Source organism: Pseudomonas oleovorans subsp. oleovorans, assembly GCF_002197815.1.
Taxonomy (GTDB): Bacteria; Pseudomonadota; Gammaproteobacteria; order Pseudomonadales; family Pseudomonadaceae; genus Aquipseudomonas; species Aquipseudomonas oleovorans.
The window spans coordinates 77,806-104,657 of the sequence record NZ_NIUB01000015.1; the positions used below are offsets into that span (position 1 = coordinate 77,806).

General features: G+C 62.2%; 29 protein-coding genes and 3 pseudogenes. 19 read left to right on the top strand and 13 right to left on the bottom strand.

Annotation, left to right across the window (positions count from 1 at the left end; all coding sequences use genetic code 11):
- Nucleotides 1-15 precede the first annotated feature (15 nt).
- Together PSOLE_RS11185 and PSOLE_RS11190 are read left to right on the top strand one after the other, a co-directional pair.
- Nucleotides 16-672 carry a response regulator transcription factor gene (locus PSOLE_RS11185; RefSeq protein ID WP_074856246.1) on the top strand — a complete coding sequence of 219 codons (657 nt, stop codon included), beginning with the start codon at nucleotides 16-18 and terminating at the stop codon, nucleotides 670-672.
- A complete protein-coding gene (locus PSOLE_RS11190; protein ID WP_003462414.1) occupies nucleotides 669-2,156 on the top strand; it encodes an ATP-binding protein in 1,488 nt (495 codons plus the stop codon). Before PSOLE_RS11185 ends, PSOLE_RS11190 begins: the two co-directional genes overlap by 4 nt.
- A gap of 230 nt (nucleotides 2,157-2,386) precedes the next feature.
- On the opposite strand, the gene PSOLE_RS11195 is transcribed toward PSOLE_RS11190, so the two are convergent.
- The 7 genes from PSOLE_RS11195 to PSOLE_RS11225 form a co-directional block, all read right to left on the bottom strand.
- Nucleotides 2,387-2,689 carry a ribbon-helix-helix domain-containing protein gene (locus PSOLE_RS11195; protein ID WP_017675012.1) on the bottom strand — a complete coding sequence of 101 codons (303 nt, stop codon included), beginning with the start codon at nucleotides 2,687-2,689 and terminating at the stop codon, nucleotides 2,387-2,389.
- Between the two features lie 154 nt (nucleotides 2,690-2,843).
- Complete coding sequence (locus PSOLE_RS11200) at nucleotides 2,844-3,425, bottom strand: DJ-1/PfpI family protein (protein ID WP_074856244.1); 582 nt, start codon at nucleotides 3,423-3,425, stop codon at nucleotides 2,844-2,846.
- A gap of 233 nt (nucleotides 3,426-3,658) precedes the next feature.
- On the bottom strand, nucleotides 3,659-4,570 hold the full coding sequence (locus PSOLE_RS11205) for an SDR family oxidoreductase (RefSeq protein ID WP_021490249.1): 912 nt from the start codon (nucleotides 4,568-4,570) through the stop codon (nucleotides 3,659-3,661).
- 112 nt (nucleotides 4,571-4,682) lie between these two features.
- Nucleotides 4,683-5,213 (bottom strand): DUF1569 domain-containing protein, encoded by a 531-nt coding sequence (locus tag PSOLE_RS11210; RefSeq protein ID WP_074856242.1) that lies wholly within the window; start codon nucleotides 5,211-5,213, stop codon nucleotides 4,683-4,685.
- Nucleotides 5,206-6,099, bottom strand: coding sequence for an alpha/beta fold hydrolase (locus tag PSOLE_RS11215; protein WP_074856240.1), 894 nt, complete (start codon nucleotides 6,097-6,099; stop codon nucleotides 5,206-5,208). Before PSOLE_RS11215 ends, PSOLE_RS11210 begins: the two co-directional genes overlap by 8 nt.
- Nucleotides 6,096-6,872, bottom strand: coding sequence for a class II aldolase/adducin family protein (locus PSOLE_RS11220; protein WP_003462432.1), 777 nt, complete (start codon nucleotides 6,870-6,872; stop codon nucleotides 6,096-6,098). Before PSOLE_RS11220 ends, PSOLE_RS11215 begins: the two co-directional genes overlap by 4 nt.
- A gap of 187 nt (nucleotides 6,873-7,059) precedes the next feature.
- Nucleotides 7,060-7,509: a flavodoxin gene (locus PSOLE_RS11225; RefSeq protein WP_003462436.1), complete on the bottom strand. Its 450-nt coding sequence runs from the start codon at nucleotides 7,507-7,509 to the stop codon at nucleotides 7,060-7,062.
- A gap of 102 nt (nucleotides 7,510-7,611) precedes the next feature.
- Here PSOLE_RS11225 and PSOLE_RS11230 point away from each other — a divergent pair, with 102 nt between their 5' ends.
- Nucleotides 7,612-8,058 carry a PAS sensor domain-containing protein gene (locus tag PSOLE_RS11230; RefSeq protein ID WP_003462439.1) on the top strand — a complete coding sequence of 149 codons (447 nt, stop codon included), beginning with the start codon at nucleotides 7,612-7,614 and terminating at the stop codon, nucleotides 8,056-8,058.
- A 65-nt stretch (nucleotides 8,059-8,123) separates the two neighbouring features.
- On the top strand, nucleotides 8,124-8,732 hold the full coding sequence (locus PSOLE_RS11235) for a hypothetical protein (protein ID WP_039964856.1): 609 nt from the start codon (nucleotides 8,124-8,126) through the stop codon (nucleotides 8,730-8,732).
- 21 nt (nucleotides 8,733-8,753) lie between these two features.
- Here PSOLE_RS11235 and PSOLE_RS11240 read toward each other — a convergent pair whose 3' ends face one another.
- The gene (locus tag PSOLE_RS11240; RefSeq protein WP_074856342.1) at nucleotides 8,754-9,707 is read right to left on the bottom strand and encodes a MerR family transcriptional regulator; all 954 of its coding nucleotides are present in this window, start codon (nucleotides 9,705-9,707) and stop codon (nucleotides 8,754-8,756) included.
- Nucleotides 9,708-10,074: 367 nt separating this feature from the next.
- On the opposite strand from PSOLE_RS11240, the gene PSOLE_RS11245 reads away from it, so the two are divergent.
- The 7 genes from PSOLE_RS11245 (at nucleotide 10,075) to PSOLE_RS11275 (ending at nucleotide 14,069) form a co-directional block, all read left to right on the top strand.
- Nucleotides 10,075-10,641 (top strand): antibiotic biosynthesis monooxygenase, encoded by a 567-nt coding sequence (locus PSOLE_RS11245; RefSeq protein ID WP_074856238.1) that lies wholly within the window; start codon nucleotides 10,075-10,077, stop codon nucleotides 10,639-10,641.
- Between the two features lie 317 nt (nucleotides 10,642-10,958).
- Nucleotides 10,959-11,669 carry a dihydromonapterin reductase gene (folM, locus tag PSOLE_RS11250; protein ID WP_074856236.1) on the top strand — a complete coding sequence of 237 codons (711 nt, stop codon included), beginning with the start codon at nucleotides 10,959-10,961 and terminating at the stop codon, nucleotides 11,667-11,669.
- Between the two features lie 22 nt (nucleotides 11,670-11,691).
- Entirely contained in the window at nucleotides 11,692-12,252 is a 561-nt protein-coding gene (gene folE, locus PSOLE_RS11255; protein WP_003462453.1) for a GTP cyclohydrolase I FolE, read from the top strand.
- Nucleotides 12,252-12,623, top strand: a complete 372-nt coding sequence (gene folX, locus PSOLE_RS11260) for a dihydroneopterin triphosphate 2'-epimerase (protein ID WP_003462464.1) — start codon at nucleotides 12,252-12,254, stop codon at nucleotides 12,621-12,623. Before folE ends, folX begins: the two co-directional genes overlap by 1 nt.
- A 65-nt stretch (nucleotides 12,624-12,688) precedes the next feature.
- Nucleotides 12,689-12,982 (top strand): DUF1244 domain-containing protein, encoded by a 294-nt coding sequence (locus tag PSOLE_RS11265; RefSeq protein ID WP_074856234.1) that lies wholly within the window; start codon nucleotides 12,689-12,691, stop codon nucleotides 12,980-12,982.
- A complete protein-coding gene (locus PSOLE_RS11270) occupies nucleotides 12,979-13,320 on the top strand; it encodes a HopJ type III effector protein (protein ID WP_074856232.1) in 342 nt (113 codons plus the stop codon). Before PSOLE_RS11265 ends, PSOLE_RS11270 begins: the two co-directional genes overlap by 4 nt.
- Nucleotides 13,321-13,481: 161 nt before the next feature.
- Nucleotides 13,482-14,069, top strand: coding sequence for a putative glycolipid-binding domain-containing protein (locus tag PSOLE_RS11275; protein WP_074856230.1), 588 nt, complete (start codon nucleotides 13,482-13,484; stop codon nucleotides 14,067-14,069).
- A gap of 62 nt (nucleotides 14,070-14,131) precedes the next feature.
- Here PSOLE_RS11275 and PSOLE_RS11280 read toward each other — a convergent pair whose 3' ends face one another.
- Nucleotides 14,132-14,461 (bottom strand): AzlD domain-containing protein, encoded by a 330-nt coding sequence (locus PSOLE_RS11280; protein ID WP_074856228.1) that lies wholly within the window; start codon nucleotides 14,459-14,461, stop codon nucleotides 14,132-14,134.
- Complete coding sequence (locus PSOLE_RS11285; RefSeq protein WP_074856226.1) at nucleotides 14,461-15,171, bottom strand: AzlC family ABC transporter permease; 711 nt, start codon at nucleotides 15,169-15,171, stop codon at nucleotides 14,461-14,463. The genes PSOLE_RS11280 and PSOLE_RS11285 overlap by 1 nt, the downstream gene beginning before the upstream one ends.
- Before the next feature lie 255 nt (nucleotides 15,172-15,426).
- Between PSOLE_RS11285 and PSOLE_RS11290 the strand changes: the two genes are divergently transcribed.
- From PSOLE_RS11290 to PSOLE_RS11300, 3 genes are read left to right on the top strand one after another with little or no spacing between them, the layout of a single operon-like run.
- The gene (locus PSOLE_RS11290) at nucleotides 15,427-16,839 is read left to right on the top strand and encodes a di-heme oxidoreductase family protein (protein ID WP_074856224.1); all 1,413 of its coding nucleotides are present in this window, start codon (nucleotides 15,427-15,429) and stop codon (nucleotides 16,837-16,839) included.
- Between the two features lie 10 nt (nucleotides 16,840-16,849).
- The gene (locus PSOLE_RS11295) at nucleotides 16,850-17,911 is read left to right on the top strand and encodes an imelysin family protein (RefSeq protein WP_074856222.1); all 1,062 of its coding nucleotides are present in this window, start codon (nucleotides 16,850-16,852) and stop codon (nucleotides 17,909-17,911) included.
- Between the two features lie 2 nt (nucleotides 17,912-17,913).
- On the top strand, nucleotides 17,914-19,017 hold the full coding sequence (locus PSOLE_RS11300; RefSeq protein ID WP_074856221.1) for a DUF1513 domain-containing protein: 1,104 nt from the start codon (nucleotides 17,914-17,916) through the stop codon (nucleotides 19,015-19,017).
- Here PSOLE_RS11300 and PSOLE_RS11305 read toward each other — a convergent pair.
- A pseudogene (locus PSOLE_RS11305) lies at nucleotides 19,018-19,410 on the bottom strand (substrate-binding domain-containing protein); the annotation flags it as partial.
- Nucleotides 19,411-19,414: 4 nt separating this feature from the next.
- Between PSOLE_RS11305 and PSOLE_RS11310 the strand changes: the two are divergent.
- Nucleotides 19,415-20,128: pseudogene (locus PSOLE_RS11310) on the top strand (TRAP transporter large permease); the annotation flags it as partial.
- Between the two features lie 214 nt (nucleotides 20,129-20,342).
- On the top strand, nucleotides 20,343-21,245 hold the full coding sequence (locus PSOLE_RS11315; RefSeq protein ID WP_003462488.1) for an EamA family transporter: 903 nt from the start codon (nucleotides 20,343-20,345) through the stop codon (nucleotides 21,243-21,245).
- Between the two features lie 7 nt (nucleotides 21,246-21,252).
- Here PSOLE_RS11315 and PSOLE_RS11320 read toward each other — a convergent pair whose 3' ends face one another.
- Nucleotides 21,253-22,008 carry a FadR/GntR family transcriptional regulator gene (locus PSOLE_RS11320; protein WP_074856219.1) on the bottom strand — a complete coding sequence of 252 codons (756 nt, stop codon included), beginning with the start codon at nucleotides 22,006-22,008 and terminating at the stop codon, nucleotides 21,253-21,255.
- 107 nt (nucleotides 22,009-22,115) lie between these two features.
- Between PSOLE_RS11320 and PSOLE_RS11325 the strand changes: the two are divergent.
- Together PSOLE_RS11325 and PSOLE_RS11330 are read left to right on the top strand one after the other, a co-directional pair.
- Nucleotides 22,116-22,619 (top strand): annotated as a pseudogene (locus tag PSOLE_RS11325) (hypothetical protein).
- A gap of 235 nt (nucleotides 22,620-22,854) precedes the next feature.
- Nucleotides 22,855-23,079, top strand: coding sequence for a hypothetical protein (locus PSOLE_RS11330; RefSeq protein ID WP_074856217.1), 225 nt, complete (start codon nucleotides 22,855-22,857; stop codon nucleotides 23,077-23,079).
- Between the two features lie 125 nt (nucleotides 23,080-23,204).
- On the opposite strand, the gene PSOLE_RS11335 is transcribed toward PSOLE_RS11330, so the two are convergent.
- On the bottom strand, nucleotides 23,205-24,680 hold the full coding sequence (locus PSOLE_RS11335) for a helicase HerA-like domain-containing protein (RefSeq protein ID WP_074856215.1): 1,476 nt from the start codon (nucleotides 24,678-24,680) through the stop codon (nucleotides 23,205-23,207).
- Nucleotides 24,681-24,836: 156 nt separating this feature from the next.
- Here PSOLE_RS11335 and PSOLE_RS11340 point away from each other — a divergent pair, with 156 nt between their 5' ends.
- The gene (locus PSOLE_RS11340; protein ID WP_074856213.1) at nucleotides 24,837-26,714 is read left to right on the top strand and encodes a methyl-accepting chemotaxis protein; all 1,878 of its coding nucleotides are present in this window, start codon (nucleotides 24,837-24,839) and stop codon (nucleotides 26,712-26,714) included.
- Nucleotides 26,715-26,852: the final 138 nt, after the last annotated feature.

A 26,852-nucleotide genomic window follows, 5' to 3' on the forward strand; every position in this document is an offset into this window, starting at 1 on the left:
CCTACAGGAGTTGCCATGCGCATTCTTCTCGTCGAAGACGATCAGGCCCTGGGCGAAGGCATTCGCACCGCGCTGAAACCCGAAGGCTACACCGTGGACTGGCTGCAGGACGGCGCCAGCGCGCTGCATGCGCTGAGCCACGAGAGTTTCGAGCTGGCCATTCTCGACCTCGGCCTGCCGCGCATGGACGGCCTGCAGGTGCTCAAGCACCTGCGCGCCAACGCCAACCCGGTGCCGGTGCTGATACTGACCGCGCGTGATGCCACCAGCGACCGCATCGCCGGGCTCGATGCCGGTGCCGACGACTACCTGATCAAACCTTTCGACGTCGCCGAGCTCAAGGCGCGTCTACGCGCTTTGCTGCGGCGCAGCTTCCAACGCCCGCAACCGGCGCTGGAGTACCGCGGTATCAGCCTCGACCCGGCCAGCCAGGTGGTCGAATACCAGGGCCAGACCATCAACCTGCCACGCAAGGAATTCCTCTTGCTGCACGAGTTGCTGATCCAGCCCGGCCGCGTACTGACTCGCGACAAGCTGCAACAGGCGCTGTACGGCTGGGATAAGGAAGTGGAAAGCAACGCCCTGGAAGTGCACGTGCACCACCTGCGCAAGAAATTCTTCCCGGAACTGATCCGCACGGTACGCGGCGTCGGTTATCTGGTGGACAAATGAGGTTGCTGAAAACCTTCGGCTCCATCCGCACTCGTCTGCTCGCCTTGCTGCTACTGCTGGTAGCGGCCAGCTTCGGGTTAATCAGCCACAAGATCTACAACGACTCGGTGCATGAAGTACGCGAGCTGTTCGATGCGCAGCTGGCGCAGACCGCCCGCCTGCTCATGGGCCTGGTACGCCACGACCTCAGCGAGACCGAGCGCCGTGAGATGCAGGCAGTGCTCGATGAAGCCCTGCTGCTGCACAGCTCGCGCAATCCGGAGAACCTGTTCGGGCACGAATACGAAGGCAAGCTGGCCTTCCAGATGCTCGACGACGATGGCGAGCTACTGTTCCAGTCTGCCAGCGCGCCACCCGGCCTGCTCAACGACATGATCCAGCAGCTTGGCCTGGCTCTGCCCAATGATGACCAACCGATGCGCGAACGCCTGGCGCAGCTGGCTCGCTACCTGATCGGTTACCACAACCTGACCATCGGCGAGCACAACTGGCGGGTGTTCGTCCTGCATGACAGCCGCGACTACCACTGGGTACTGGCGGGCGAGCGCGAGGACGTACGCGGCGAGTTGATCGGCAAGATCGCCCGACGCAGCCTGCAACCGCTGCTGATCGGCCTGCCCATCGTCGGTCTGCTGTTGTGGCTGACCGTGGGTTGGGGCCTGTATCCGCTCAAGCGCATGGCCGATGCCATCCGCGGCCGCGCCCCGGACAACCTGGCGCCGCTGGTCTTTCCGCCCCTGCCCAACGAACTGGAGCCGATGGCCGCCGCGCTCAATCGCCTGCTGATGCAGGTCAACCAGTTGCTGGAACAGGAAAAGCGCTTCATCGCCGATGCCGCCCACGAGCTGCGTACGCCGCTGGCGGTGCTGCGCATTCATGCGCAGAACGCACTGGAAGCACCGGATGCCGGCGACCGTGAAGAGGCGCTGAGGCAATTGGGCAGCGGTGTCGACCGCGCCACCCGCGTAGTCGCGCAACTGCTGACGCTGGCACGCCTCGATCCCAACGGCATCCGCCTGAACATGGACCACCTCGACCTGCTGGCCTTCCTGCGTGGCGAGTTGGCCGAACTGACACCACTGGCGCTCAATCGCGGCCAGGAGCTGATTCTCGACGCTGAGGAACCAGGCGACTACCACCTGCCGGCGGATGCCCCCAGCCTGGGTATCCTGCTGCAGAACCTGGTGAGCAATGCCGTGCAGTACACACCGGTGGGCGGCTGCATTCAGGTACAGCTGCAGGCCACCACTCAGGACCTGCTGCTGCAGGTACTCGACAGTGGCCCAGGTGTGCCAGCGGAGTTGCGCGAGCGCTTGTTCGAGCGCTTCTTCCGTGTTGGTGAAGGCCAGGGCGCCGGGCTGGGATTGTCCATCGTGCGCCGCGTCGTTGAATTGCATCAGGGCAGTATCGCCCTTGATGAGTCGCCGCTCGGCGGCCTGCGGGTCAGCGTGCGCTTACCCCGACGTCCCGGCAGCCTTGCTTGAGTGATCGCGAGCCTCAATGATCATTTATAGCCATACCCAATCATCAAGATAGAGACAATCCGTTTCATCAATCGAAGCGTTTATCCAATCATGCACGCCTGTTCAACAGCCGCTACAGGAGTAACTTCGCATGAGCCTGATCAAACGTTTCTTCCAGCAATCCCAACCGAGCCAGCAGCCGGCCACCGCGAACGTGCAGGAACACCCGAACTTCTGGATGTACCAGTGATTCAGCCGCTGGCCCCAACCACTCTCAGCGGCACCTGACGCCCGGCCTTCTGTGCCAGGTAGCGGGTGCAGCTGACACGCAGGAACGAGGCGAAATTGACCACTTCGCCGCGAAAATCCATGACTTCGTCATGCAGCTTGGCGATTAGCTGGTTGGTGGTCATGCCATCGACTTCGGCGATTTCGCGCAGGATGTCCCAGAACTGATTTTCCAGACGCAACGTGGTGACCACACCGCGGATGCGCAACGAGCGTGAGCGCGACTCGTAGAGAATCGGATCGGCCTTCACATAGAGTTCGCACATCGGTCGTGCTCCTGAAAGGTAGGGCGGGTGCAACCCGCCACGTATGGACTGGCGGGTTGCACCCGCCCTACGTCTTGCTCGCGCCATAGCCCGGTACAGTCAATGCGTGAATGCCGGCGATGATGCGCCCGGATTGCATCCGGGCTCCGGCTGCTCACAAGCGGATTTCAGTCCCCAGCACCTTGAGAAACGCCGCCAGCCAGGCCGGATGCGCAGGCCAGGCCGGCGCGCTGACCAGCTTGCCCTGTACGTGCGCCTGGTCCACCGGGATTTCCACATACTTGCCACCGGCCAGCGCCACTTCCGGCGCACAAGCAGGATAGGCGCTGCATTCACGTCCCTCCAGCACCCCTGCTGCCGCCAGCAACTGGGCACCGTGGCAGACGGCAGCGATGGGCTTGTCAGCCGCCGCGAACGCCTTGACCAAGGCAATGACATCGGCGTTCAGGCGCAGGTACTCGGGCGCACGGCCACCGGGTACCAGCAGCGCGTCGTAATCGTCGGCACGCACCTTGGCGAAGTCATAGTTGAGGGCGAAGTTGTGGCCGGGCTTTTCGCTGTAGGTCTGGTCGCCCTCGAAATCGTGGATGGCGGTGCGTACCGTCTGCCCGGTCACCTTGTCCGGGCAGACCGCATGCACGGTATGGCCAACCATCTGCAGCGCCTGGAACGGCACCATGGTTTCGTAGTCCTCGGCGTAGTCGCCGACCAGCATGAGAATCTTCTTGGCAGCCATGATCGTCTCCTGAAGGTAGGTGGAAGGAACGCCATTATTCGCCCCTATTTCTTCCGACAGGTAACAGCCGAGTACTACTCAACAAAAAGCCAAGCGTCGATATACCGACTGTGTAGGAGCGGCGCCCCGCCGCGAACCAGAGCTGCATGGCCTGGCCAAGCCTCGCCCCGGAGCCGGACCACGAAACACCGCGTTGCCTGATCGCTACCGGCCTTTCAGCGCTCGCATGTGGTCTAGAGCGCGTACTTCTGCAGGTTCGCCATCATTTCCTTGAGCGCCTCGACGTTGTCGGCCGGGTGCGCAGCACCCTCGAAATCGCAGATACGTTGCCACTGCGCCGCGACATCCTCGGGACTGAAACCGGCCTTGGGATCGAAGCCCGCGCCCAGGCTGCGCTCCCAGCGCACCTTGCCCACCCAGCCACCGCCGACTTCGTACAGGCCGCCGGTGTCCTGACAGGCGGCGCTGCCGAGGTACACCACCAGCGGGCTGACCAGTTCGGGCTTGAGCTGTTCGAACACCTGCGGCGGGATCAATCCTTCGGTCATGCGCGTGGCACCGGTCGGGGCAATGGCGTTGACCAGGATGTTGTTCTTGCGCCCTTCGATGGCCAGGGTGCGCGTCAGACCGTACAGGCCGAGCTTGGCCATGCCGTAGTTGCTCTGGCCGAAATTGCCGTAGATCCCTGACGTGGACGAAGTGAAGATGACCCGGCCGAAGTTCTGCTCGCGCAAATGAGGCCAGGCTGCATGAGTAGTCTTGTAGGCGCCTTCGACATGGACCCTGTAGACCAGATCCCAGTCAGCGTCCTCCATCTTGTGGAAGCTCTTGTCGCGCAGAATGCCGGCATTGTTGACCAGCACATCGATACGGCCGAAATGATCCAGCGCCGTCTGCACGATCTTGTCGCCATCGGTGACCGAGTCATGGTTGGCCACTGCAGTACCACCGAAGGCGCGAATCTCTTCCACCACCTTGTCGGCCGCTGAAGCGTTGGCCCCTTCACCATGGGTGCTACCGCCGAGATCGTTGACCACCACCTTGGCGCCATGACGAGCGAACAGCAGTGCATGGGCGCGGCCCAGGCCACCGCCAGCACCGGTAACTATGACTACTTGATCTTCGAAACGGATGGCATCGCTCATCGACAGGCTCCTAGGCAGATTGCGAATACCCCGAGTGTCAGGCAGCCCTGCAGACGGCACAAGGCGCGCGCAGGCGCTGAATGACAAGCGATAATGCGACCTTATACGCGCCTCAGGCGAGGCGAATCAGGCTGAGGTGGTTGTACAGGTGCATGACGTGCGCCTGGCCGTACTCGGCATGGTTCAGTGCACCGTAGGCGAAATGTGGCTGCAATTCACCGGCATGGCTGGCGAACCGCTCGAACGCTATCTGCAGGCGCTGCAAGGCCTCGGCCTGGCTGGCCGGTTCAAGCAGAGGCGCCGCGCCGGGAATGACCTCATCCAGTGGATGACGCATGGCACCGCGCGCGCTGAATACGGCGAATGCGGCCGGCCCCAGGCTGTGGCGGAACCAGACTGGCCTCAGCTCGGGGTAACCGTCGATGGAATAGTCGATGCTCTGCGCACAGTGGTTGAACACTTGGCTCGGGCTCCAGCCTCGCACGCTGCGTAGTGTCTTGCCCTGCAAGTCAGCCAGCACCTGGCGCGCACCCTGCAGACTGACGGCCGCGGGCTGCGGGCCAGTCGGCAAGGCCCAGTAACCGGCGCCGAGGGCGGCGGCGCTGGTCAGTGCTGCGCCTTTGAGCAGGGTACGTCTACGCATGTGGGCTCCTTGTGCTGCGAAACTGCAGATAATGTTCGAGTACCGCCGCCGGCGCTTCGAGTTGTGGATAGTGACCAATGCCGTCGAGCAGCACCGTATCCGGGTCACTGATCAGCTCACGGTAGCGCGCCACCATATGCGCACCGGAGATGGGATCGAAGGCGCCATCGATCACCCGCATCGGCAGCGTCGTGGCCTGCATCGCCGTGACCCAGCGCTGCCGTTGCTGGCGCCGCTCGGGCATGTAGCGAATCAGACGATGCATCACCGCCGGGCCGTTGTTGTACGCCACCAGTTGCCACAGGGCATCCAGTTCGGCTTCGCTGGCCTGGGTGTGCGGGCCGAAGATGCGGGCGAAACTCTGTGCCAGCTTGCGCCGTGAGAACAACCGCCCGATCAGCGGACCAAGCGGCCCGAGCAGCAACTTCTGCACCCGCACCGGATGATGGGTTTCGGGGAACAGACCGCCGCTGAGGAACACACAACCCGCCAGCTGCAGTTGCCTCTCCTGATGCCGCGCGATCAGCTCCTGGGCAACGCTGTCACCATAGTCGTGAGCCAGCACATGCACCGGGCGCTGTTCGCCGAGATGGGCCAGCAGTGCCTGCTGCAGATCGGCCTGTTCCAGCAGGCTATAGGCATGCCCACGCGGCTTGGCCGAGTAACCGAAGCCAAGCATGTCGCAGGCGATAACCCGGTAACGCTCGGCCAGTGGCGTCCACAGGCGATGCCAGTCCCAGCTGGCGCTGGGAAAGCCGTGAATCAGCAGCAGAGGCTGGGCTTGCGTGTCTCCAGCGGCCCAGTAACGGATCGTGTGACCACGAAAGTGAAAAGCCTGGCTTTGCGCGCGCCAATCATCCAGGGCGATGCCTGGCAGCCCGTTCACTGATCGTAACCCGGCATCTGCTGGTCCAGCTTGCGCAGCAGCGCCGGCCAAGGCAGCGAGCCCCCCATGCCCTGTGGCGTTTTCATCACACCGGCGATCATCGCCCGCGCACCGTCGAGAATCTGCTGCGGAATATGGATCAGCTCGGCACCGCCGCTCTGCGCCATGACCTGGATCTCACAGGCACGCTGCAGGATGAACATGCCGAGGAAGGCGTCGGCGATGCCGCCGAAAGCAGTGAGCAACCCATGGTTGGGCAGGATCATGAAATTCTTGTCGCCCAGGTCCGCCTGCAGCCGCGCCTTCTCGTCATGATTCAGCGCCACCCCTTCATAGCCGTGGTAGGCCAGGCTGGCGAGGACGAACAGCGATTGCTGCGACAGGGGCAGCAAGCCCTGCTTCTGCGCCGACACGGCGATGCCCGCCGGGGTGTGAATGTGCAGCACGCAGCCGACATCGTGGCGCACCTCGTGCACGGCGCTGTGAATGGTGTAACCGGCCGGGTTGATGTCGAACGGGCTGTCCATCAGCTTGTTGCCCGCCAGGTCGACCTTGACCAGGCTCGACGCCGTGATTTCGTGGAACATCAGGCCATAGGGGTTGATCAGGAAATCTTCCGTACCCGGTACCTTGGCAGAGATATGGGTGAAGATCAGATCATCCCAGCCATAGAGGGCGATCAGCCGGTAGCAGGCGGCGAGGTCGACGCGTGCACGCCATTCGGCCTCGGAAACCAGATTCTTCACGGCAGGGAGTTTCAGCGGAGCATTCACGGCGGTCACCTCGATATTCTTGTTGGTCGGTGGTGTCCGCAGTCTAGCCAGGCGCGTCGCTGGCGGTAGTTGCCCTGGCAGCCATCTTGATGGCTTTGCGGGTCACGGCGCTGACGCGCCGCGGTGCGATAGGCAGGTATTCGCCGCTTTTATCGCCGGTCAAACCAGCTCGGGGTATTGGGGCACGTCAGGCCTTCAGCGCCGCCACGAAGGCTTGCAGCCAGGGTTCGGCATCGGTTTCAGGCGTGACGGTTTCGCTGGAGTCCAGGCGCAGCATTTCCACCACTTCGCGCAGGCCCAGCTCGGCATACAACTCACGCATCAGTTCACCGCCACCACAGAAGGTGTCATAGCTGGAGTCGCCCAGCGCCAGCACCGCAGCCGGTTTGCCGCTCCAGGCCGGCAAACGGTCTCTGATTTCGCTGTACAGCGGCAGCAGGTTGTCCGGCAGCTCACCCATGCCAGTGGTGGACGTGACGGTAAGGAAGGCGTCCGGCGCGAAGGCCAGCAGCTCCTCGAGGCTCACGTTCGCTTTGTGCCAGGCATCCAGCCCGGCGGCCTTGAGCTGACGCTCGGCGTGGCGAGCGACTTCCTCGGCCGTACCGTAGACCGAGCCCGAGAGAATGGCGACTTTCATGACAACTCCGGAAACAGGAAAAACGCCGCGCATTATGCCGCAAGTGGACAGCCCGACCCGATGTTTTAGAATGCAGCCCATAACCATCGCGGAACCGGACTCATGATCAATGCCAAACTGCTGCAACTGGTAGTCGACGCCTCCAACGATGGGATCGTGGTGGCCGAGCAGGAGGGCGAAGACAATATTCTGATCTACGCCAACGCGGCATTCGAGCGCCTGACCGGCTACCCCTGCGATGACATCCTCTACCAGGATTGCCGTTTCCTGCAGGGCACTGACCGTGCACAACTCGGCCTGCAGGCCATTCGCGAAGCGGTCAAGGCGAACAAGCCCTGCCGACAGATCATTCGTAACTACCGCAAGGATGGCAGCGCGTTCTGGAACGAGCTATCGATCACTCCGGTGCTGAACGAAAGCGACCAGCTGACCTACTACATCGGTATCCAGAAGGATGTTACCGAACAGGTCGAAGCCAAGCAGCGGGTGCGTGAGCTGGAGGCAGAGGTCGCCGAGTTGAAGGCCGAGCTGGCGCGCCTGAAAAGCTGACGAACGGATAAAACTATCCTTCGTCAGCGCAGTCAGATGGGTTTGAACCCGTGCAGTATCATCCCATGCAAAGCGATCCGCTGCTGACTCAGGACGAACTGGATTTCATCCAGAAGATCCTCTTCAAACCTCCGCAAAAGCGGCGCCCTGACGCAGCGCCGTCATTGGCTCTGGGCAAACGACTCAGTGAGCTGCTGGCTCGCCTGGGCAACGAAGAACAGCTAAGCCTGGATACGCATACCGACAATCAGCATCTGAGCTTCCCCCTGCACCTGATCCAAGACGACCACAGTCAGTCACGCCTGGAGCTGGGCGCCCCGCTGATCTTCGAACAAGGGGTAAGCGAACGCCCATGGCGTCTTGTCCTGCCCACGGCATTAGCACTGCTGGACGACAGCGACCAGCCCAGTGGCCTGAAGGCGCTGGAGCTATCGAACAATGGAATCCTGGTGGAATACAGCAAAACAGGCACGCCGGCCAAGGATCAGTTGCTGCAACTGCTTTTGCCCCAGGAGCGCCGCGTTCAATTGCGCGCGCGGCTCGCAAGACGCGTCAGCCAGAAGCGTTACGCTTACAGCCTGCAGACGCTACATACGGAAGATGAGCAAACTCTGCGTCAGTACCTGTTCGAACAGCACAGCGAACAACAGTCGCAGACCGCAGCAGTCAGCTGAAGCTCAGTAGCCTGGACCACCTCAGGTATCGAGATGGCCAGCCAGAAACTGCTGCATACGACGCTGCATCAGGCGTCCCTCATTACCCAGGCAAGCAATGGGCGAACCGGCCAGACTTTCCTCCGCCAGATCGGCACTGTCACCGGCCAACAGCAGCGGACACTCCAGACCCAGCGCCAGGCGCGCCAGTTGCCGCGGGAACTCCTCGCCTGGCGGCTGGTTGCTGAAGACCACCAGCGCCTGGGGCTGCATGCGTTCACAGACCAGGGCCAGATCGGTCATGGGTACGCCTGGCCCCATCACCGACACGTCGACGTCCTGATTGCCCAGCAGCAACGCTGCAACCAGCAACTCCAGTTCCCGGCAGTGGCCAGGTAGCGCCACCAGCAGCACGCGCTCACGCGAATCATCACGCCCCAATTGCAGACGCTGCCAGCAGCGCCCACGCAGGAAGCCGTCGAGCATCAGCCACTCGCCGCGCTGACCGACTTCGTCCTGACGCAGCAGCAGTTCCTGCCAAACCGGCATGAAAATATCCTGGAACACCACCGGCAGCGGATAGCAGGAGAAAATCTGCCCGTACACACGCTCAAGACGAGACTCATCGAAGTTCTGCAGCGCGCTGCGCAGTTGATCCTGCCACTGACTCCAGTCGTCACTGACGACGTCGTTGTAGGCGGGCGTAGCGACGCTGCGACTGCTGGCGCTCTTGGCCAGGATCGAACCGACCTTGCTGACCGCGACGCCACGCTCGATCCAGGCGAGGATGCTGCGCACCGCGTCGATGTCGGCCTGCGAATACAGGCGATGGCCGCTATCGGTCCGTGTCGGCTGAATCAGGCCGTAACGCCGCTCCCAGGCACGCAGGGTGACCGGATTGACACCGGTAAGGCGGGAAACCTCGCGAATGGGGAACAGCTCTTCCTGTTTCAAAGCGCTGGACGCGAGCGATGTGACGGAGGCGAGTTCGGGCATGGCTTCGGGCATCACGGCAACGAATATTGGGCAATTGTAACCCAGCAACTGCTCACTGGCATTGTGCAAGATATGTACAAAACCATACCAAGCACAACAACAAGGATAACGGCAGCCTCAAGCGCGATGTTTATCCATGCCTGGCGCCCTTCACCGAACCATAGCACACAGCCCATGCCCTTGAATGGTGCAAATCCCGCCCAAGGTTTCTCCTTTAACCCGTCTGGAGCCCCTTGTCAGGCGGGGCTGGCTAATTTTCACGAAACGGGAATAATCCTTGCTGCAATTTTCGTCGAGCACACCACCCCGTGCTTGATCGCGCCCTACGCCACACCCCGGCTGACGGCAATACTCGAGGAGATACACAATGTCCCCCGTAACCCTGATGGTGGCGCGCCGCGTCGCCAATGGTCGTTATCACGACTTCATCGCCTGGCTGCGTGAAGGCGAACACCTGGCAACCGACTTTCCGGGCTATCTCGGCTCCGGCGTGCTGGCACCGCCCGCCGATGACGATGAGTTTCAGATCGTTTTCCGCTTCAGCGACGAACAGACCATGGCTTCCTGGGAGCACTCAGCCTCACGCCAGGCCTGGCTGCAGCGGGGTGCGGGCCTGTTTGCCCAACCGCAGGAGAAGCGTGCAGTCGGCCTTGACGCCTGGTTCGGCAGCGCCCATCGACAGGCTCCGCGCTGGAAGCAGAGCGTGGCGATCTGGCTGGCGTTCTTTCCGGTGTCCCTGGCCTTCAACCTGCTGTTCGGCCCCTGGCTCGCCGACCTTTCGCTGGTCACCCGCGTGCTGCTGTCGACGCTGGCCTTGACGCCACTGATGACCTACTGGTTCATCCCGCTTTCCACTCGCCTGCTGGAACCCTGGCTACAAGATAACCATCCGCAGCGCCTGAGCAGGCGAGCCGCCAGCATCGGCAAGCCCTGAAAGCATCCACTTCTACCAATCGGCCAGCCTCGTGCTGGCCGATTTCGTTGTACAAGCAGCCAATATCTGTACAAAAACAGTAATTCGTACAGGTAAAGTACAAAAACCCCTTCCCCACCTCCTCAGTAAAAACCCTTAAAACTCAGCAAAATAGGCAAATCCACTCAGCCTGATAGCAAAACCACATGTCGCACAGGGTTGTACAACCTGCAGCTCTGGTATAGCTTTATCCACGGTCTGGTGAGTAGCGCCTGCCACTGGTCAGGTATCCCGAGGCGGTACGAGCCAGGCCTTCATTTCTTTCTCACGAGTTGCACATGAGCGCTGCCAGCTTCCCCATCCTGATCACCGGCGCCGGCCAGAGGGTCGGCCTCTACTGCGCCGAACGCCTGCTCGACGAAGGCCAGCCGGTGATCATCAGCTACCGCCAGAACCGCGACGACATTGCGCGGCTGCGTGAGCGCGGTGCCATCGCTCTGCAGGCGGATTTCAGCAATGAGAGCGGCATCATGGCGTTCATCGAACAGGTCAAGTTGCAGTGCAATGGCCTGCGCGCGATCGTGCACAACGCCTCGCAGTGGCAGGCCGAAACACCCGGCGAAGAAGCCGATGCCTTTCGCCAGCTGTTCAGCGTGCACATGCTCGCGCCGTATCTGATCAACCTGCATTGCAGCGAGCTGTTGCTGCAGTCGAATCACGCCGACATCGTGCATGTGAGTGACGACGTGGTGCGCAAGGGCAGCGCCAATCGCCCCGCCTACTGCGCCAGCAAGGCGGGCCTGGAAAGCCTGACACTGTCGTTCGCCGCGCGTTTTGCTCCACGCATCAAGGTCAACACCATCGCGCCAGCACTGCTGATGTTCAACGATGGTGATGACGACGCCTACCGCACCAAGACCTTGGCCAAATCGGCGCTGGGCATAGAACCCGGCCCGCAGCCCTTCTACCAGACACTGCGCTATTTGCTGGACAACTCCTACGTAACCGGAACGACCCTTACCCTCAACGGCGGCCGCCACCTCAAGTGAAGCGGCTGCTCAGGACACTGCCATGAGCCAACCTCTTTCCCAGCAATACCGCGAGATTCTCGTAGGCCTCGGTGAAAACCCGGAGCGCGAGGGTCTGCTCGATACGCCCAAACGCGCGGCCAAGGCCATGCAGTATCTGTGTCATGGCTACCAGCAGTCACTGGACGAGATCGTCAACGGCGCACTGTTCGAGTCCGACAATGACGAGATGGTGATCGTCAAGGACATCGAGCTGTACTCGCTGTGCGAACACCACCTGCTGCCCTTCATCGGCAAGGCGCATGTCGCCTACATCCCCACCGGCAAGGTGCTCGGGCTGTCCAAGGTGGCGCGCATCGTCGACATGTACGCGCGGCGCCTGCAGATCCAGGAAAACCTCACCAAGCAGATCGCCGATGCGATCCAGCAGGTGACCAACGCCGCTGGCGTCGCGGTGGTGATCGAGGCCAAGCACATGTGCATGATGATGCGTGGCGTGGAGAAGCAGAATTCGGTGATGAGCAGCTCGGTGATGCTTGGCGCCTTCCGCGAGTCCTGCAACACTCGCCACGAATTCCTGCAACTGATCGGACGGAACAACTAATGCCGCGACTGGAACCCGGAATGGCGCGCATCCGCGTCAAGGACCTGCGCCTGCGCACCTACATCGGCATCAAGGAAGAAGAGATCAACAACAAGCAGGACGTGTTGATCAACCTAACCATCCTCTACCCCGCCGTCGATGCGGTAGAGGTCAACGACATCGAGCATGCGCTGAACTACCGCACCATCACCAAGGCGATCATCGCCCATGTCGAAGGCAATCGCTTCGCCCTGCTCGAGCGCCTGACCCAGGAAATCCTCGACCTGGTGATGACCCATCAGGCCGTGCGTTATGCCGAAGTGGAAGTGGACAAACCGCATGCCCTGCGTTTCGCCGAGTCGGTATCCATCACCCTGGCCGGCCATCGCTGACAGCGGCTTGTCGCTCTCCAGCAAGGCTCTTATCATCGCCGCCACCTAATACCGGAGAGCCCACCATGACCGAGCAAGAACGCCTCGAACTGGAAGCTGCAGCCTTTCGCGCACTGGTGCAGCATCTGCGCAGCCGTCCTGACGTGCAGAACATCGAGCTGATGAACCTGGCCGGTTTCTGCCGCAACTGCCTGTCCAAATGGTACAAGGCCGCTGCCGACGACCTCGGTATCGAGGTCAGCGCCGACCAGGCTCGCGAGACCGTATACGGCATGCCCTATGCCGACTGGAAAGCCAAATATCAGAAAGAAGCCTCCGCCGAACAGCAAGCCGCATTTGCCAAAGGAAAGCATGAATGACCGCCCTGAGAGAACTGCGCAGCCGCCTGCAGCAGGACGACTACGCCTTCAGTGAAACCCTGGCCTTCGTCGCCGCGCACTATGACTATCAGCCCAGCGCCTTCCGCAATGGCGACGTGGAAAACGCCGCGGGCCAGAACGAAGGCTCCTGCAAGACTCTGGGTCTGGCCCTGTTGGAAGGCTTGAGCAAGGACGAAGCGCTGCGTGCCTTCGGCGAGCACTACCGCAGCGTGCTGGCCACGCCGCAAGGCAGCGACCACGGCAACATCCGCGCGCTGATGGTGCATGGCCTGGACGGCGTGAAGTTCGAACAGCAACCGCTGAAGCCGAAAGCCTGAATCTATAGCGCAAAAACCTGCGCAACTGTCAGCAAAAGCTGACAGACATCACATCGCTGTCGCTTTATGCTGCGCGCCACAACAAACATGGAGCACGAGGGAATGTGCTCTGCGCGCAAGCGCCCTTCCCTCCTGTTTCGCGCTCGGCATGGAGTCGACCGATGCAGCAGACCTTGGTCTGGAAACCCAGGCACACCCCCGGCGTGGAAACGCTGCGTCTGAGTCAGGATGCCAATGGCATTCACGCCACCAGCCACCTCATGCAGGTCATCAAGGGCAACAGCATCGTTGCCAACTACCTGATCGATTGCGACGCGCGCTGGCGCTTCCGTCGCCTCTGTCTCAAGGTCGACAACCACGGCCAGCGCAACCTCTGCCTGCAGCGTGATCTGTGCGGCAACTGGCTGCTCGATGGCGTACCGCGTCCCGATCTGCAGCAATGCCAACATGTCATGCTCTCGGCCTCGCCCTTCATCCACACCCCAGCCCTGCAACGCAGTGCGCTGGAGACCGGGCAGAGTGATGAGATGCAGGTCGCCTATATCGACATGCTCAGCTTCAAGGTGGAACCACGCCAGCAGCGCTACCAATGCCTGCGCCGCCGCCCCGGTGAAAGCCTCTACCGCAGCCAGGCCGAAGGTCATGCTCATGAAGAACTGAGCGTCGACGACCACGCGCTACTGCTCAAGGCTGACCAACACTACCTGCGCTTGAGCCAGCGCGATCTGAAGGTCAGCGCGCTGGTATAGCGGCTTTGCAACGGTCTACCCGGCTAGGGTGCACCATGCGCACCAGGCCAGTTCCGCGCCACTCAGATAGGCAGTTGCCCGAACGCCCAGCGCAGCAGGAAGAACACCAGCAATCCACCACCGATGGTCGCCAGCAGATGCCGCGTGCAAGCAGCGATGGCGATGGCCACCACACCCGCCAGCAGATAGGCATTGTTCCAGCTCAGCGCCCAGCTCTGCCCGTCCGGTATGAGCATGCCGGGCACAACGATGGCCGTCAGTACCGCAGTCGGCACGTAATGCAGCCCCTGCCTGATCAGCGGCGGAAAGCGCAGGTCAGGGAACGCAAACAGGCTGTAGCGGGTGATGAAGGTGATCGCCAGCATGCCCAGAATCAGCAACCAGATATCCATCAGACCAACTCCTCCTGCAGCGCCGGATTGCGCCGCTCCAACCACACGCCGACGACGATGCCACTGGCCGCAGCCGCCATCAGCCCAAGCTTGTAGGGCAAGGCATGACACGCCAGCGCCACGGCGCCCGCCACCAGGGCGGCCGCCACTTGTGGTTGGTTACGTAACATCGGCACGACGATGCCGATGAAGGTCGCCAGCATGGCGAAATCCAGCCCCCACTCACCGATATTTGGCACCGCCTGGCCGAACAGCACGCCGACCAGCGTGCACAGCTGCCAGTTGCAGTACATGGCCAGGGCCGCGCCGAGAAAGTACCAATGGCGGTAGGTGCCCTGGTCACCCCGCGCATAGCGCTGCACCACCACCGCATAGGCCTCATCGGTCAGGCCGAAGGCCAACGGCACGCGCCAGCGCTTGGGCAGATGGCGGACGTGGGGCTGCATGCTGGCGCTGTACAAGGCATGGCGCAGATTGACCACCAGAGTGGTCAGCAGAACCACGGCGATACCGGCGCCACCAGCCAACAGGCTGATGGCGATGAACTGTGCAGAGCCGGCGAACACCAGCGCGGACATACCCAGTGTTTGCCAGACATCGAGCCCTGCAGCACCAGCCAGGCTGCCGAAGATGATGCCGAAGGGAATGGCGCCGAGCAGCATCGGCAGCATATCGCGGGCGCCTTGGGTGAATTCGTGATGACGGGACATGGAACCTCCTTGGGCAGGCGATCTTAGCCAAACGCCCCAGGGAGGTCTTGAACGTTCTTGCTCTCAATCAGCACCACTCTCTGAAGCCGCAGCCACTGCATAGATAATCGAAGAAGCTGATGGCAGGGAAGTAATGATGCCGGCATACCCCGCGACCTCTGGCCGCGTCTAGATAACGCTAATCCATCTTATTTAAATTCCGTTAGCCTGCTAATCTTGGCGCCCCGCTTCCCTGCCAGTTCGGATTGTTCCTCGATGTCGCCGCTCCAGCGCTGCCTGCTGCCCTTTCTGACCCTGTCTTTGATCGCTTGCGAACAGCAGCCTGAATTCACCCTGGCAGAGCCTGGCGAACATCTCTCGGCCGGTGCGGCGACGGTACGCAAGTTCGATCAAAACGCCTTCTCCCTGCCTTCGGCGAACCTCGCACCCAGCCGTCGCCTGGATTTCGCCGTGGGCAACAGCTTCTTCCGTAATCCCTGGGTCACGGCGCCAGCCACCACCACAGCACGCGATGGCCTGGGCCCGCTGTTCAATACCAATGCCTGCCAGAACTGCCATATCAAGGATGGTCGCGGCCATCCACCGGGGCCAGATGCGGTCAGCGCCACCTCGATGCTGGTGCGTCTGTCGATACCGGCCGGCCCGGAGCATGCCGAGATGCTGATCCACCAGGGCGTGGTCGCCGAGCCTACCTACGGCACCCAGATGCAGGACATGGCCAACCCCGGTGTTGCCCCCGAAGGCAAGGTACGCGTGATCTACAGCAGTGTGCCGGTGCGTTTTGCCGATGGCACCCTGGTGGAGCTGCGCAAGCCCGAGCTGCAGATCAGCCAGCTGGGCTATGGCGCCATGCATCCGGATACCCTGTTCTCCACGCGTATCGCCCCGCCGATGATCGGCCTCGGCCTGCTCGAGGCCATTGCCGAGGACGCCATTCTGGCCAGTGCCGATCCGGATGACGCCGATGGTGACGGTATTTCCGGGCGCCCCAACATCGTCTGGGATCGACAGCTGCAACGTAGCGTGCTCGGCCGCTTCGGCTGGAAGGCTGGCCAACCCAACCTCAATCAGCAAAATGCCGAAGCCTTCGCCAATGACATGGGCCTGACCAGCTCGCTGATCCCTCACGACAACTGCACCACGGCGCAAACCGATTGCCTGGCCGCGCCCCATGGCGGCGAACCGGAAGTCAGCGACAACATTCTCGCCAGCGTGCTGTTCTACAGCCGTAACCTGGGCGTGCCGGCACGGCGTGACGTCGACTCGCCTGACGTGCTCAAGGGCAAGAGCCTGTTCCACCAGGCCGGTTGCCAGAAGTGCCACACTCCCAGTTTCACCACATCGGCCGATGCCGCCGAGCCGGAACTGGCCAGCCAACTGATCCGGCCTTATACGGACCTGCTGCTGCACGACATGGGCGAGGGGCTGGCCGATGGCCGCGAAGAGTTCCTCGCCAACGGTCGTGAATGGCGCACGGCGCCGCTGTGGGGCATTGGTTTGACGCAAACGGTCAATGGCCATACTCAGTTCCTGCATGACGGCCGTGCCCGTAACCTGCTGGAAGCCATTCTCTGGCACGGTGGCGAGGCCGAAGCGGCCAAGCAGCAGGTGCTGCGTTTCGATAGCGATGAGCGAGCAGCGCTGCTCGCCTTCCTGAATTCTCTTTAAGGAGCCTGCGATGTTGCACAAAACCCTGATCGCCTCTCTGCTCGGCCTGGCCCTGGTCGGCTGCGGCCAGCAGGACCCGAAAGCCAAGGTCAGCGCGGCGCTGACCGATGGCGTGCTGTTGCCGGCCTACAGCAGCTGGCAGGAGACCGACCGCCAGTTGGCCGTGAATGCCGAAGCCTTCTGCGCCGGTAACGCCGATCTGAGCACCGCCCGCCAGGCCTTTCTCGGCGCCCAAAGTGCCTGGGCCGGCTTGCAGCCGTTGCTGGTCGGGCCGCTGGCCGAAGGCAACCGCGCCTGGCAAATCCAGTTCTGGCCGGACAAGAAGAACCTGGTGCAGCGCCAGGTCGAAGCATTGCTGAAGAACAAGCCGCAGCTGAGTGCGGATGACCTGTCCAATGCCAGCGTGGTGGTTCAGGGCCTGACCGCCTACGAATACATTCTCTTCGACCCCAACCTGGACCTCGCCCAGCCTGAACAGAAAGCGCGCTATTGCCCACTGCTGCAAGCCATCGGCAAACACCAGCAGGCACTTGCGGCGCAGATCGTCGGCGAATGGCAGGCCAAATCTGGCATGGCCGAACAGCTGAAGACATTCCCCAACGAGCGCTACGCCGACGCCAACGAAGCGATCGCCGAGCTGTTGCGCGTGCAGGTCAGCGCCCTGGATGGCCTGAAGAAGAAACTCGGCGCGCCGATGGGCCGGCAGAGCAAGGGTATCGCCCAGCCCTATCAGGCCGAAGCCTGGCGCAGTGCCGGCAGCCTGGCCAACCAGGGCGCCGCACTGGCCAGTGCCGAACGGCTGTGGCACGGCAGCAACCGTGACGGTATCCAGTCGCTGCTGGGCGACGACCAGGCCGACCTGGCAAAACGCATCGACGCCGCTTACCAGGACACCCGTCAGCGCCTGGCCGCACTCGACAGTCCCCTGGGTGAGCTGCTCGCCGATGAAGCTGGGCGCACCGCCCTGAACGAGCTGTACGACAGCCTCAATCGCCTGCACCGCCTGCAGGAAAGCGAACTGGCCAAGGCGCTCGACGTGCAGATCGGCTTCAATGCCCACGACGGGGATTGAGCATGCAACGCAGAGCCTTCCTCGGCCTCAGTGCAGCCGCTGCCAGCCTGGCGGCGGCGGGCGCCTTCGGTGGCTGGACGCTGTTCGGCCCATCCGGCCAGCCGTTGCTCTTGTCAGCCCGTGACGACGGCGACGGCAACCACTACGCCGTCGGCTATCGCCTCGATGGTCAGCGCGCCTTCGCCACACCAGTGAACGAACGCTGCCACGATGTGGTGCCGCACCCCGCCCTGCCGATGGCCCTGTTCGTCGGTCGCCGGCCGAGCACCGAGAGCTACCTGATCGACACCCGCGACGGCCGCCTGCTGCATACGCTGAGCTCGCCGGCCGGGCGTCATTTCAACGGCCACGCGGTATTCCACAAGGGCGGCGAGTGGCTGTACGCCACCGAGAACGACACCACCGAGCCAGGCCGTGGCGTCATTGGCGTTTATCGCCTGCAGGGTGAGCAGTTGCTGCGCGCGGCTGAACACAGCAGCCACGGCGTAGGCCCGCACCAACTGCTGTGGATGCCCGATGGCGAAACCCTGGTGGTGGCCAACGGCGGCATCCGCACCGAAGCGGAAAGTCGCGTCGACATGAATCTCGATGCCATGCAGGCCAGCCTGGTGCTGATGCAGCGCGACGGCAGCCTGGTCAGCCAGGAGTATCTGGCCGACCAGCAGAACAGCATCCGCCACCTGGCTGTCGCGCGTGACGGCACGGTGGTCAGCGGCCAGCAATACATGGGCGATCTGCATGATCAGGTGCCGCTACTGGCGATCAAGCGCCCCGGCCAGCCGTTCCAGCCTTTTCCTCTGGGCGAGACGCAACGCGTGGCCATGAACCAGTACACCGCCAGCGTGGCCATTCACGACGAACTGCGCCTGCTGGCGTTGACCGCACCACGCGGCAATCGCTTCTTCATCTGGGATCTGGACAGCGCCCAGGTGCGCCTGGATGTGCCATTGCCGGACTGTGCAGGCGTTGGCGCGGTTGCCGACGGTTTCGTCGTGACCTCGGGTCAGGGCCGTTGTCGCCTGTACGATTGCCGCGGCGAGCGCATCGTCACCAACGCCCTGCAGCTACCGGCCGGCTTGTGGGACAACCACCTGCGCCTGGCCTGATCAGGCGCTGCCGCGTTCGATCAGCTCGAACCCCACGTCCAGGCGCAGCGGCTGACGCGCAGCGGCCGGCTCGGCAATACGCGCCAGCAGCGCATCGGCGATGGCACAGCCGATACGCGGCCCGTCCACTCGCACGGTGGAAAGCGGCGGATGGGTATGGGCGGCGCTGGACAGGTCGCCGAACCCCATCACGGCAAGATCTTGTGGAATGCGCAGACCACGGCTGAGCGCCTCGGCCAACACGCCTTGCGCCACCGTATCGAAACTGCAGACCACCACTTCGCCGGCCACATCTTCCTACAGCAGATGCGCAAGACCTTCGCGGCCGACCGCCAAGGTCGCCGGTGCAGGCAGGATCTGCGCTGCCACGGGAGCTCTCACATGGCCCTGCAGCGCCTGCCTGTGGTTCGCCAAGAAGCGCAACTACCCCAAGGGCGAAGTGATTCCGCTGCGCCAGGCGCTGAAGATCTGAGTGGAAGCACTGTGGGGCCTGATGACCATGGTCATCATCCTCGGCGGCATTCTCTCAGGCGTGTTCACTGCCACCGAGTCGGCTGCCGTCTCGGTGATCTGGGCCTTCTTCGTGACCATGTTCATCTACCGCGACTACAAGTGGAGTGAACTGCCGAAGATGCTGCACCGCACGGTGCGCACGCTGTCGATCGTGATGATCCTCATCGCCTTCGCTGCCGCGTTCGGCTACATCATGACCCTGATGCAGATCCCATCGAAGATCACCACCGCGTTCCTGACCTTCTCGGACAACCGCTACGTGATCCTGATGTGCGTCAACTTCATGCTGCTGGCCCTGGGCACGCTGATGGACATGGCGCCGCTGATCCTGATCCTCACCCCGATCCTGTTGCCGGTGGTGACCTCCTTCGGTGTAGACCCGGTACACTTCGGCATGATCATGCTGGTCAACCTAGGTATTGGACTGATCACGCCACCGGTAGGTGCGGTACTCTTCGTTGGCGCTGCAATCGGCAAGGTCACCATCGAGAACACCGTGAAGGCACTGCTGCCCTTCTACGCCGCGCTGTTCATGGTGCTGATGGCCGTGACCTACATTCCAGCCATCTCGCTGTGGCTGCCGAGCGTCGTGCTCTGATTTACGATCTGCTGCGTGTCGGCCCTGCTGCGTAAAAACAGGCTTGGAATGCTCATGTACAAAAGTACACTCCGCTTCCTCGCCTGTTTTTGCCTTGTAGGGCTCTAGCTCGCGAGATCGCACCTTCTGATTCACCGCCCGCGTGCGGGGCCGCTTCATTCACCCCGAGCCGCCGCCTGACGGCTCTCGCTTTATAAGGACGTATCGCCCTGCCATGTCAGCAACCCCGTTCCCCCGGCATATCGCCGCGCTGATCCTCGCCACCCTGGCCTGCTCCTTCGCTGGCAACCACATCGCCGCGCGCATCGCCTTCGACCACGACACCGGTCTGCTGATGGCCATGCTCTTCCGCTCCGGGGGCACCCTGCTGGTACTCGCGGCGCTGGTGCTGTGGCAACGTGACTCGCTGCGCCTGAGCCGCACCACATGGGGCTGGCAGTTGCTGCTGGGGCTGCTGATCGCGGTGCAAAGCTTTTGCATCTACTCGGCAGTGGTACGCATCCCGGTAGGCCTGGCATTGCTGGTGGTGAACCTCTCGCCGATTCTGCTGGCTCTGCTCACCTGGGCACTCGGTGGCGCGGCGCCAACCGGCCGCGCCGCGATGATCATGGGCCTGATCCTGTTCGGTCTGGTGCTGGTGCTGGATGTGCCGGCGCGCCTGTCCGGCGAGGCTCAGCTCGACGCGCGCTGGGTCGAAGGGGTACTGTTCAGCCTGACTGCTGCGGGGGTCTTCGCCGTTGCGCTGTGGATTACCGAACATCGACTGTCAGCCATGCCCGGACGGGTGCGCAGCATGCTGACCATGGCGGTGGTCTTCAGTGCCTCGGCCCTGGCCGGTGCCAGCGGTGCACTGCCCGGCGGCCTGGGTCTGCCCAACGCGGCGGCCGGCTGGATCGCCCTGGCCTGCCTGGTACTGCTCTATGGCACGGCGTTCTCGATGCTGTTCATCCTGATGCCGCGCCTGGACATTGCCCGCAACGCGCCGGTGATGAACATGGAACCAGTAGCCGGCATGCTGCTGGGTTGGCTGGTGCTCGGCCAGTTGCTCGGCCCGCTGCAGGTGCTCGGCGGGCTGATCGTGGTGGGCGGGATTGTCTTGCTGGCTTACCGCCGCTAGCGGCTGCTCAGCCGTGCAGCGCTTCGGCCTCGGCCGCTTCGTGCGCCTGACGCAAGCGCTCGCGGCTGTTGGTCAGGTGCAGACGCATGGCCGCACGCGCCGCTTCGGCATCCTGACGCGCAATGGCCTCGAAGATCTGCTCGTGCTCACGCTCCAGGCGCGCCATGTAATGGCTCTGGTCATCACGCGCCAGGCTGGCGGAATTGACCCGGGTCCGCGGGATGATGCTGGTGCCCAGATGGCTGAGGATATCGGTGAAATAACGGTTACCGGTGGCCTCGGCAATGCGCAGGTGAAACTGGAAGTCCGAGGACACTGCATCACTGGCATGCGCGGCACTTTCGTTGATGGCATCCAGTGCCTCACGGATGGCCTTCAGCTGTGCATCGGTACGACGCGCCGCCGCCATGCCCGCAGACTCGACCTCGAGGCTGATACGCAGCTCGAGAATGGCCAGCACGTCGCGCAGGGTGACGATGGTCGCCGGGTCGATGCGAAAACCACTGGCACTGGGCGTGTCCAGCACGAAGGTGCCAATGCCGTGACGCGTTTCCACCAGGCCAGCAGCCTGCAAACGCGACAAGGCCTCGCGTACCACCGTACGGCTGACACCCTGTTCCTCCATGATCGCCGATTCGGTCGGCAGCTTCTCACCGCGCTTGATCAGCCCATCACGAATGCGCTGCGACAGCTCGGCCACCAATTCCTGAGCCAGGCTGCGGTGTTTGCGACGAGCACGAGGTTGAGCGTTTTGCGTATCCATGGTGGACGAATTCTCGAATTTAGACGCGTGGCTTTGCCGCCATGATAGCCCAGCGGTTGTACGATGACGCTATGAATTCCCGACATTTATAGCCCCAGGAGCGCCACATGCCAACGACCCTGCTGACCCTGCGCGATAGCCTGACACGACTGACCCTCGCCCCGGAACTGGGCGCCAGCCTGGTCAACTGGACTCGCCTGAGCGATGGCCGAGCGCTGCTGCGACACAGCGACGAGCAGGCGCTAGCTGCCGGGGTGTGGTTATGCGCTGAAGACAAACTGTCCAGTCAGTGGGTCGAGTTGCCGCCGGCATGAAACTTCGAAGAGCCGACCCTGCTGCCGCAGCAACTCGTCGACAATGCCTTTACCCAATGGCCGGGCATGGCGCGCATCATTCAAGCGGATGCCGATTATCAACTGGTCTGCGAGGCCGAAGGCAGCGATGTATTTCTGTTGTTCTGTCCGCAGGCGCAGAACTTCTTCTGCTTCGAGCCCGCCACTCATCCGGTCAATGCGCATCACCTGCCAACGCGCCCGGGCTTGCAGTTACTGGCTCACAGACAAAGTTGCCAACTGCACTTGCGCTTGCATTACCAGGCGCTAAGAGGCTGATTGCTGGACATTGGCAAGGCGTTAGTGATAATACGCGACAGTTACTGCATGCAACTTTTCTCGTAATAAAGTTACAAATAGTCAAGTAGCGAAGAACACGGAGAAGATTGCGCACGCTTTGCACGATCATCTCCTTGCCACTCAAAGCAAAGCCCCTGATCGATTCCTGACCGCTGCAGTGAAGCCTGGTGCTTCACGTGTCGTGTGGATCGCTCATAACAGATAGGTAAAACACGTGACGAAAGACGAACTGCGCGCCGAACTCGAGCGCCAGGCGCAGCGTTACAAGAATGTTTACGGCGGAGAAGTCATTACCTACGCCGCTCAACCGGATCCTGACCGTAAACCCTGGCGCAAGAAACCCAGCCTGCTCGATCAGGCCTTTGAGAAGGAAATCGAGAAGATCGAGAAAGAGCGCCAGGACAAGCAGGAAGCCGCTGGCGAAGCTGCCGGCCAGTAACAGCCTGCCGTGCCGGGTTCATCTGCCCGGCCACAGTGGGCGCGCTGATAACGACATTTCGCATCACACCCGCGAACGTGACCACACAGCACTGGATGCTCGCCTTCGCAGGGTGACGACCGTTTCTAGCGCTTCTTGCCCCCCATCAACGACCCCATCAGTCCGCGCACCAGTTGCCGGCCTAGCTGGTTGGCCGCCTGACGCAAGGCACTTTTCATGGCGCTGCCCAGTAGATCGCTGGCCATATCGCCCAACCCTGGCTCTACCCGCTGTTTTCCTGCTGCCTTGGCTGGCGCGGCATCACGAGCCTGTTCGGCACGAGCGTTGAGCAGCTCGTAGGCCGACTCGCGGTCGACAGGCTTGTCATAGCGCCCCGCCAGCGATGACTGGCGCACCAGCGCGGCACGTTCGGCATCGCTCAGCGGGCCGATACGCGACTGCGGCGGCGCGATGGCCACACGCTGGACCATGGCCGGCGTGCCCTTTTCCTCCAGCGTGCCAACCAGCGCTTCGCCGATACCCAACTCGGTGAGTACGCTGAGCGTGTTGAACGCCGGGTTCGGGCGAAAGCCATCAGCCACGGCGCGCAGAGCCTTCTGCTCCTTGGCCGTGAAGGCGCGCAGACCATGCTGAATGCGCAGGCCGAGCTGGGCCAGCACATCATCAGGTAAATCACCCGGCGACTGGGTGACGAAATACACGCCGACCCCTTTGGAGCGAATCAGTCGCACCACTTGCTCCAGACGTTCCTGCAGCGCCTTGGGCGTACCCTGAAAGAGCAGATGCGCCTCATCGAAGAACAGCGCCAGCAGCGGCTTGTCGGCATCGCCACGCTCCGGCAACTGCTCAAACAACTCGGCCAGCAGCCATAACAGAAAGGTTGCGTAGACCTTGGGCGCCTCATGCACCAGGCGCGAGGCATCGAGCAGATGCACGCGGCCTCGGCCATCACGATCCGGGTGCAACAGGTCTTCGAGCTGCAACGCCGGCTCACCGAACAGGGCTTCGGCACCCTGCTGCTCCAGACTGGCCAAACGGCGTAACAATGCCTGCGCCGAGGTGCTGGTAAACAACGCAGCGTCTTCCCCGAGCACCTGCGGGTTGTCCTTGAGATGGCCAAGCAGCGCTTTCAGATCCTTCAGGTCGAGCAGCAGCAATCCTTCGCGATCCGCCACCTTGAAGGCAGCATAGAGTGCTGCCTGCTGACTGTCGGTCAACTCCAGCAGCGCACCAAGCAACAGGGGCCCCATCTCGCTGAGCGTGGTGCGCAAAGGGTGGCCGCTACGGCCATGCACGTCCCACAGGGTCACCGGATAAGCCTGCGGTTGGTGGTTGAGCCAGGGCATGCTGGCGATACGCTCGGCGACCTTGCCCTGCGGCGCACCGGCGGCGCCGAGGCCACACAGGTCACCTTTGACATCAGCCGCGAATACCGCCACACCGGCATCGCTGAAAGTCTCGATCAGGCGCTGCAGGGTCACCGTTTTACCGGTACCGGTTGCGCCCGCGATCAGCCCGTGACGATTGGCCAGGCGCAACGGTTGCGCCACCGCCTGCCCATCACTGCCAGCACCCAATACAAACTGCGAAATCAAAGGCATCTTGCCATCCTCTGGGTTAAAGCTTTACTGCAGGTATGCCGACATACAAATAGAACGAAACGTCACCCTGCCTGCTGCAACAGCCCACCACAGCGCCCCAAGAACGCCATGGTGGAACACAAGACTGGTTCCAGAGCCATCCGGATACAACACAACATGAACAAAAACCTGCAGTTCAGCCACAAGATTTTGCTCGCCGCATCCCTTGTGGTCATCGTCGCCTTTTCCCTGTTCACTCTCTACAACGATTACCTGCAACGCAATGCCATCCGCGAAGACCTGGAGAACTACCTGCATGAAATGGGCAATGTAACGGCCAGCAATATTCAAAACTGGTTGTCCGGGCGCATCCTGCTGGTGGAAAGCGCCGCCCAGTCGATCAGCAATGACAGCGAGCAGGAGCGCGTGATCAAACTGCTGGAACAGAAGGCGCTAACCTCTTCCTTCGCCTTTACCTACCTGGGCACCGAGAGCGGCGGCTTCACCATGCGCCCGGATGAGCAGATGCCCGCCGACTACGACCCGCGCAGCCGCCCCTGGTACAAGGACGCCATGGCTGCCGGCAACACGACCCTGACCGAACCTTACATGGATGCAGCAACCAGCGAGCTGATCATCACCGTTGCCACCCCGGCCAGGCCCGCTGGCGTGGTCGGCGGCGATCTGAGCCTGCAAACCTTGGTCGATATCATCAATGCCCTGGATTTCGACGGCATCGGCCATGCCTTCCTGGTCAGTGCCGACGGCAAGGTTCTGGTGCACCCGGACAAAGACCTGGTCATGAAGAACCTCAAGGAGATCTATCCACAGGACACCCCGAGCATCAGCAAGGCATTCAGCGAATCCACACTGAACGGTGCCCCCCGTATCCTTACCTTCACCCCGGTTCAGGGGCTGCCCTCGGTCAACTGGCACGTAGGCCTGTCCATCGACAAGGCCAAGGCCTACGCGATGCTCAGCGAGTTCCGCGCCTCAGCCATCGTCGCCACGGTGATTGCCGTGGTACTGATCATTGCCCTGCTCGGCTTGCTGATCCGCGTGCTGATGCAGCCGCTGACCGCCATGGGCAAGGCCATGGAGGACATTGCCCAGGGTGAAGGAGACCTGACCAAGCGCCTGACGATCCAGTCCAACGATGAATTTGGCGCGCTGGCGCGCTCTTTCAACCAGTTCGTCGAACGTATCCACAGCTCCATCCGCGAGGTGTCTTCGGCGACCGTCCAGGTCAACGAAGTCGCGAAACTGGTGGTCAATGCCTCCAACTCATCGATGGCCAACTCCGACGAACAGTCCAGCCGCACCAACAGCGTGGCTGCGGCAATCAACCAACTCGGCGCCGCCGCGCAGGAAATCGCCCGCAACGCCGCTGACGCCTCAAGCCGGGCCTCGGATGCACGGCATCAGGCCGAGGACGGCGGCAAGGTGGTGCAGCAGGCGATCCGCTCGATGAGCGAACTCTCCGACAAGATCAGCGACGCCTGCGCCAAGATCGAGATGCTCAACAGCAAGACTGTGGATATCGGTCAGATTCTCGAAGTGATCAAAAGCATCTCCCAGCAGACCAACCTGCTGGCACTCAACGCCGCCATTGAAGCAGCCCGTGCCGGCGAGGCGGGACGCGGTTTCGCCGTGGTCGCCGACGAGGTGCGCAACCTGGCGCACCGCACCCAGGAGTCGGCACAGGAAATCGAGAAGATGATCGAGGAACTGCAGGTCGGTTCACGCGAATCGGTCACCACCATGACCGAAAGCCAGCGCCACAGTGAAGACAGCGTGCAAATTGCCAATCAGGCCGGTGAGCGCCTGGAGACTGTGACGGCCCGCATCGGCGAGATCGACGGCATGAACCAGTCGGTAGCGACTGCGACCGAAGAACAAACCTCGGTGATCGAATCACTGAACATGGACATCATCGAGATCAATACCCTCAACCAAGAAGGCGTGGAAAACCTGCAGGCGACATTGCGCGCCTGCGACGACCTGGAACAACAGGCCGTACGCCTCAAGCACCTGGTCGACAGCTTCCGTATCTAGGCAGTCAGCCGATCGGGTAGGAGGCGGCCTCACGGCCGCCGTCCTCCCACACCACCGTGCGTACGGTTCCGTACACGGCGGTTCAGGCCATGCGGTTAAGCCGATTGATCGTATCCAGTATCGAGACCAGTCCAAGTC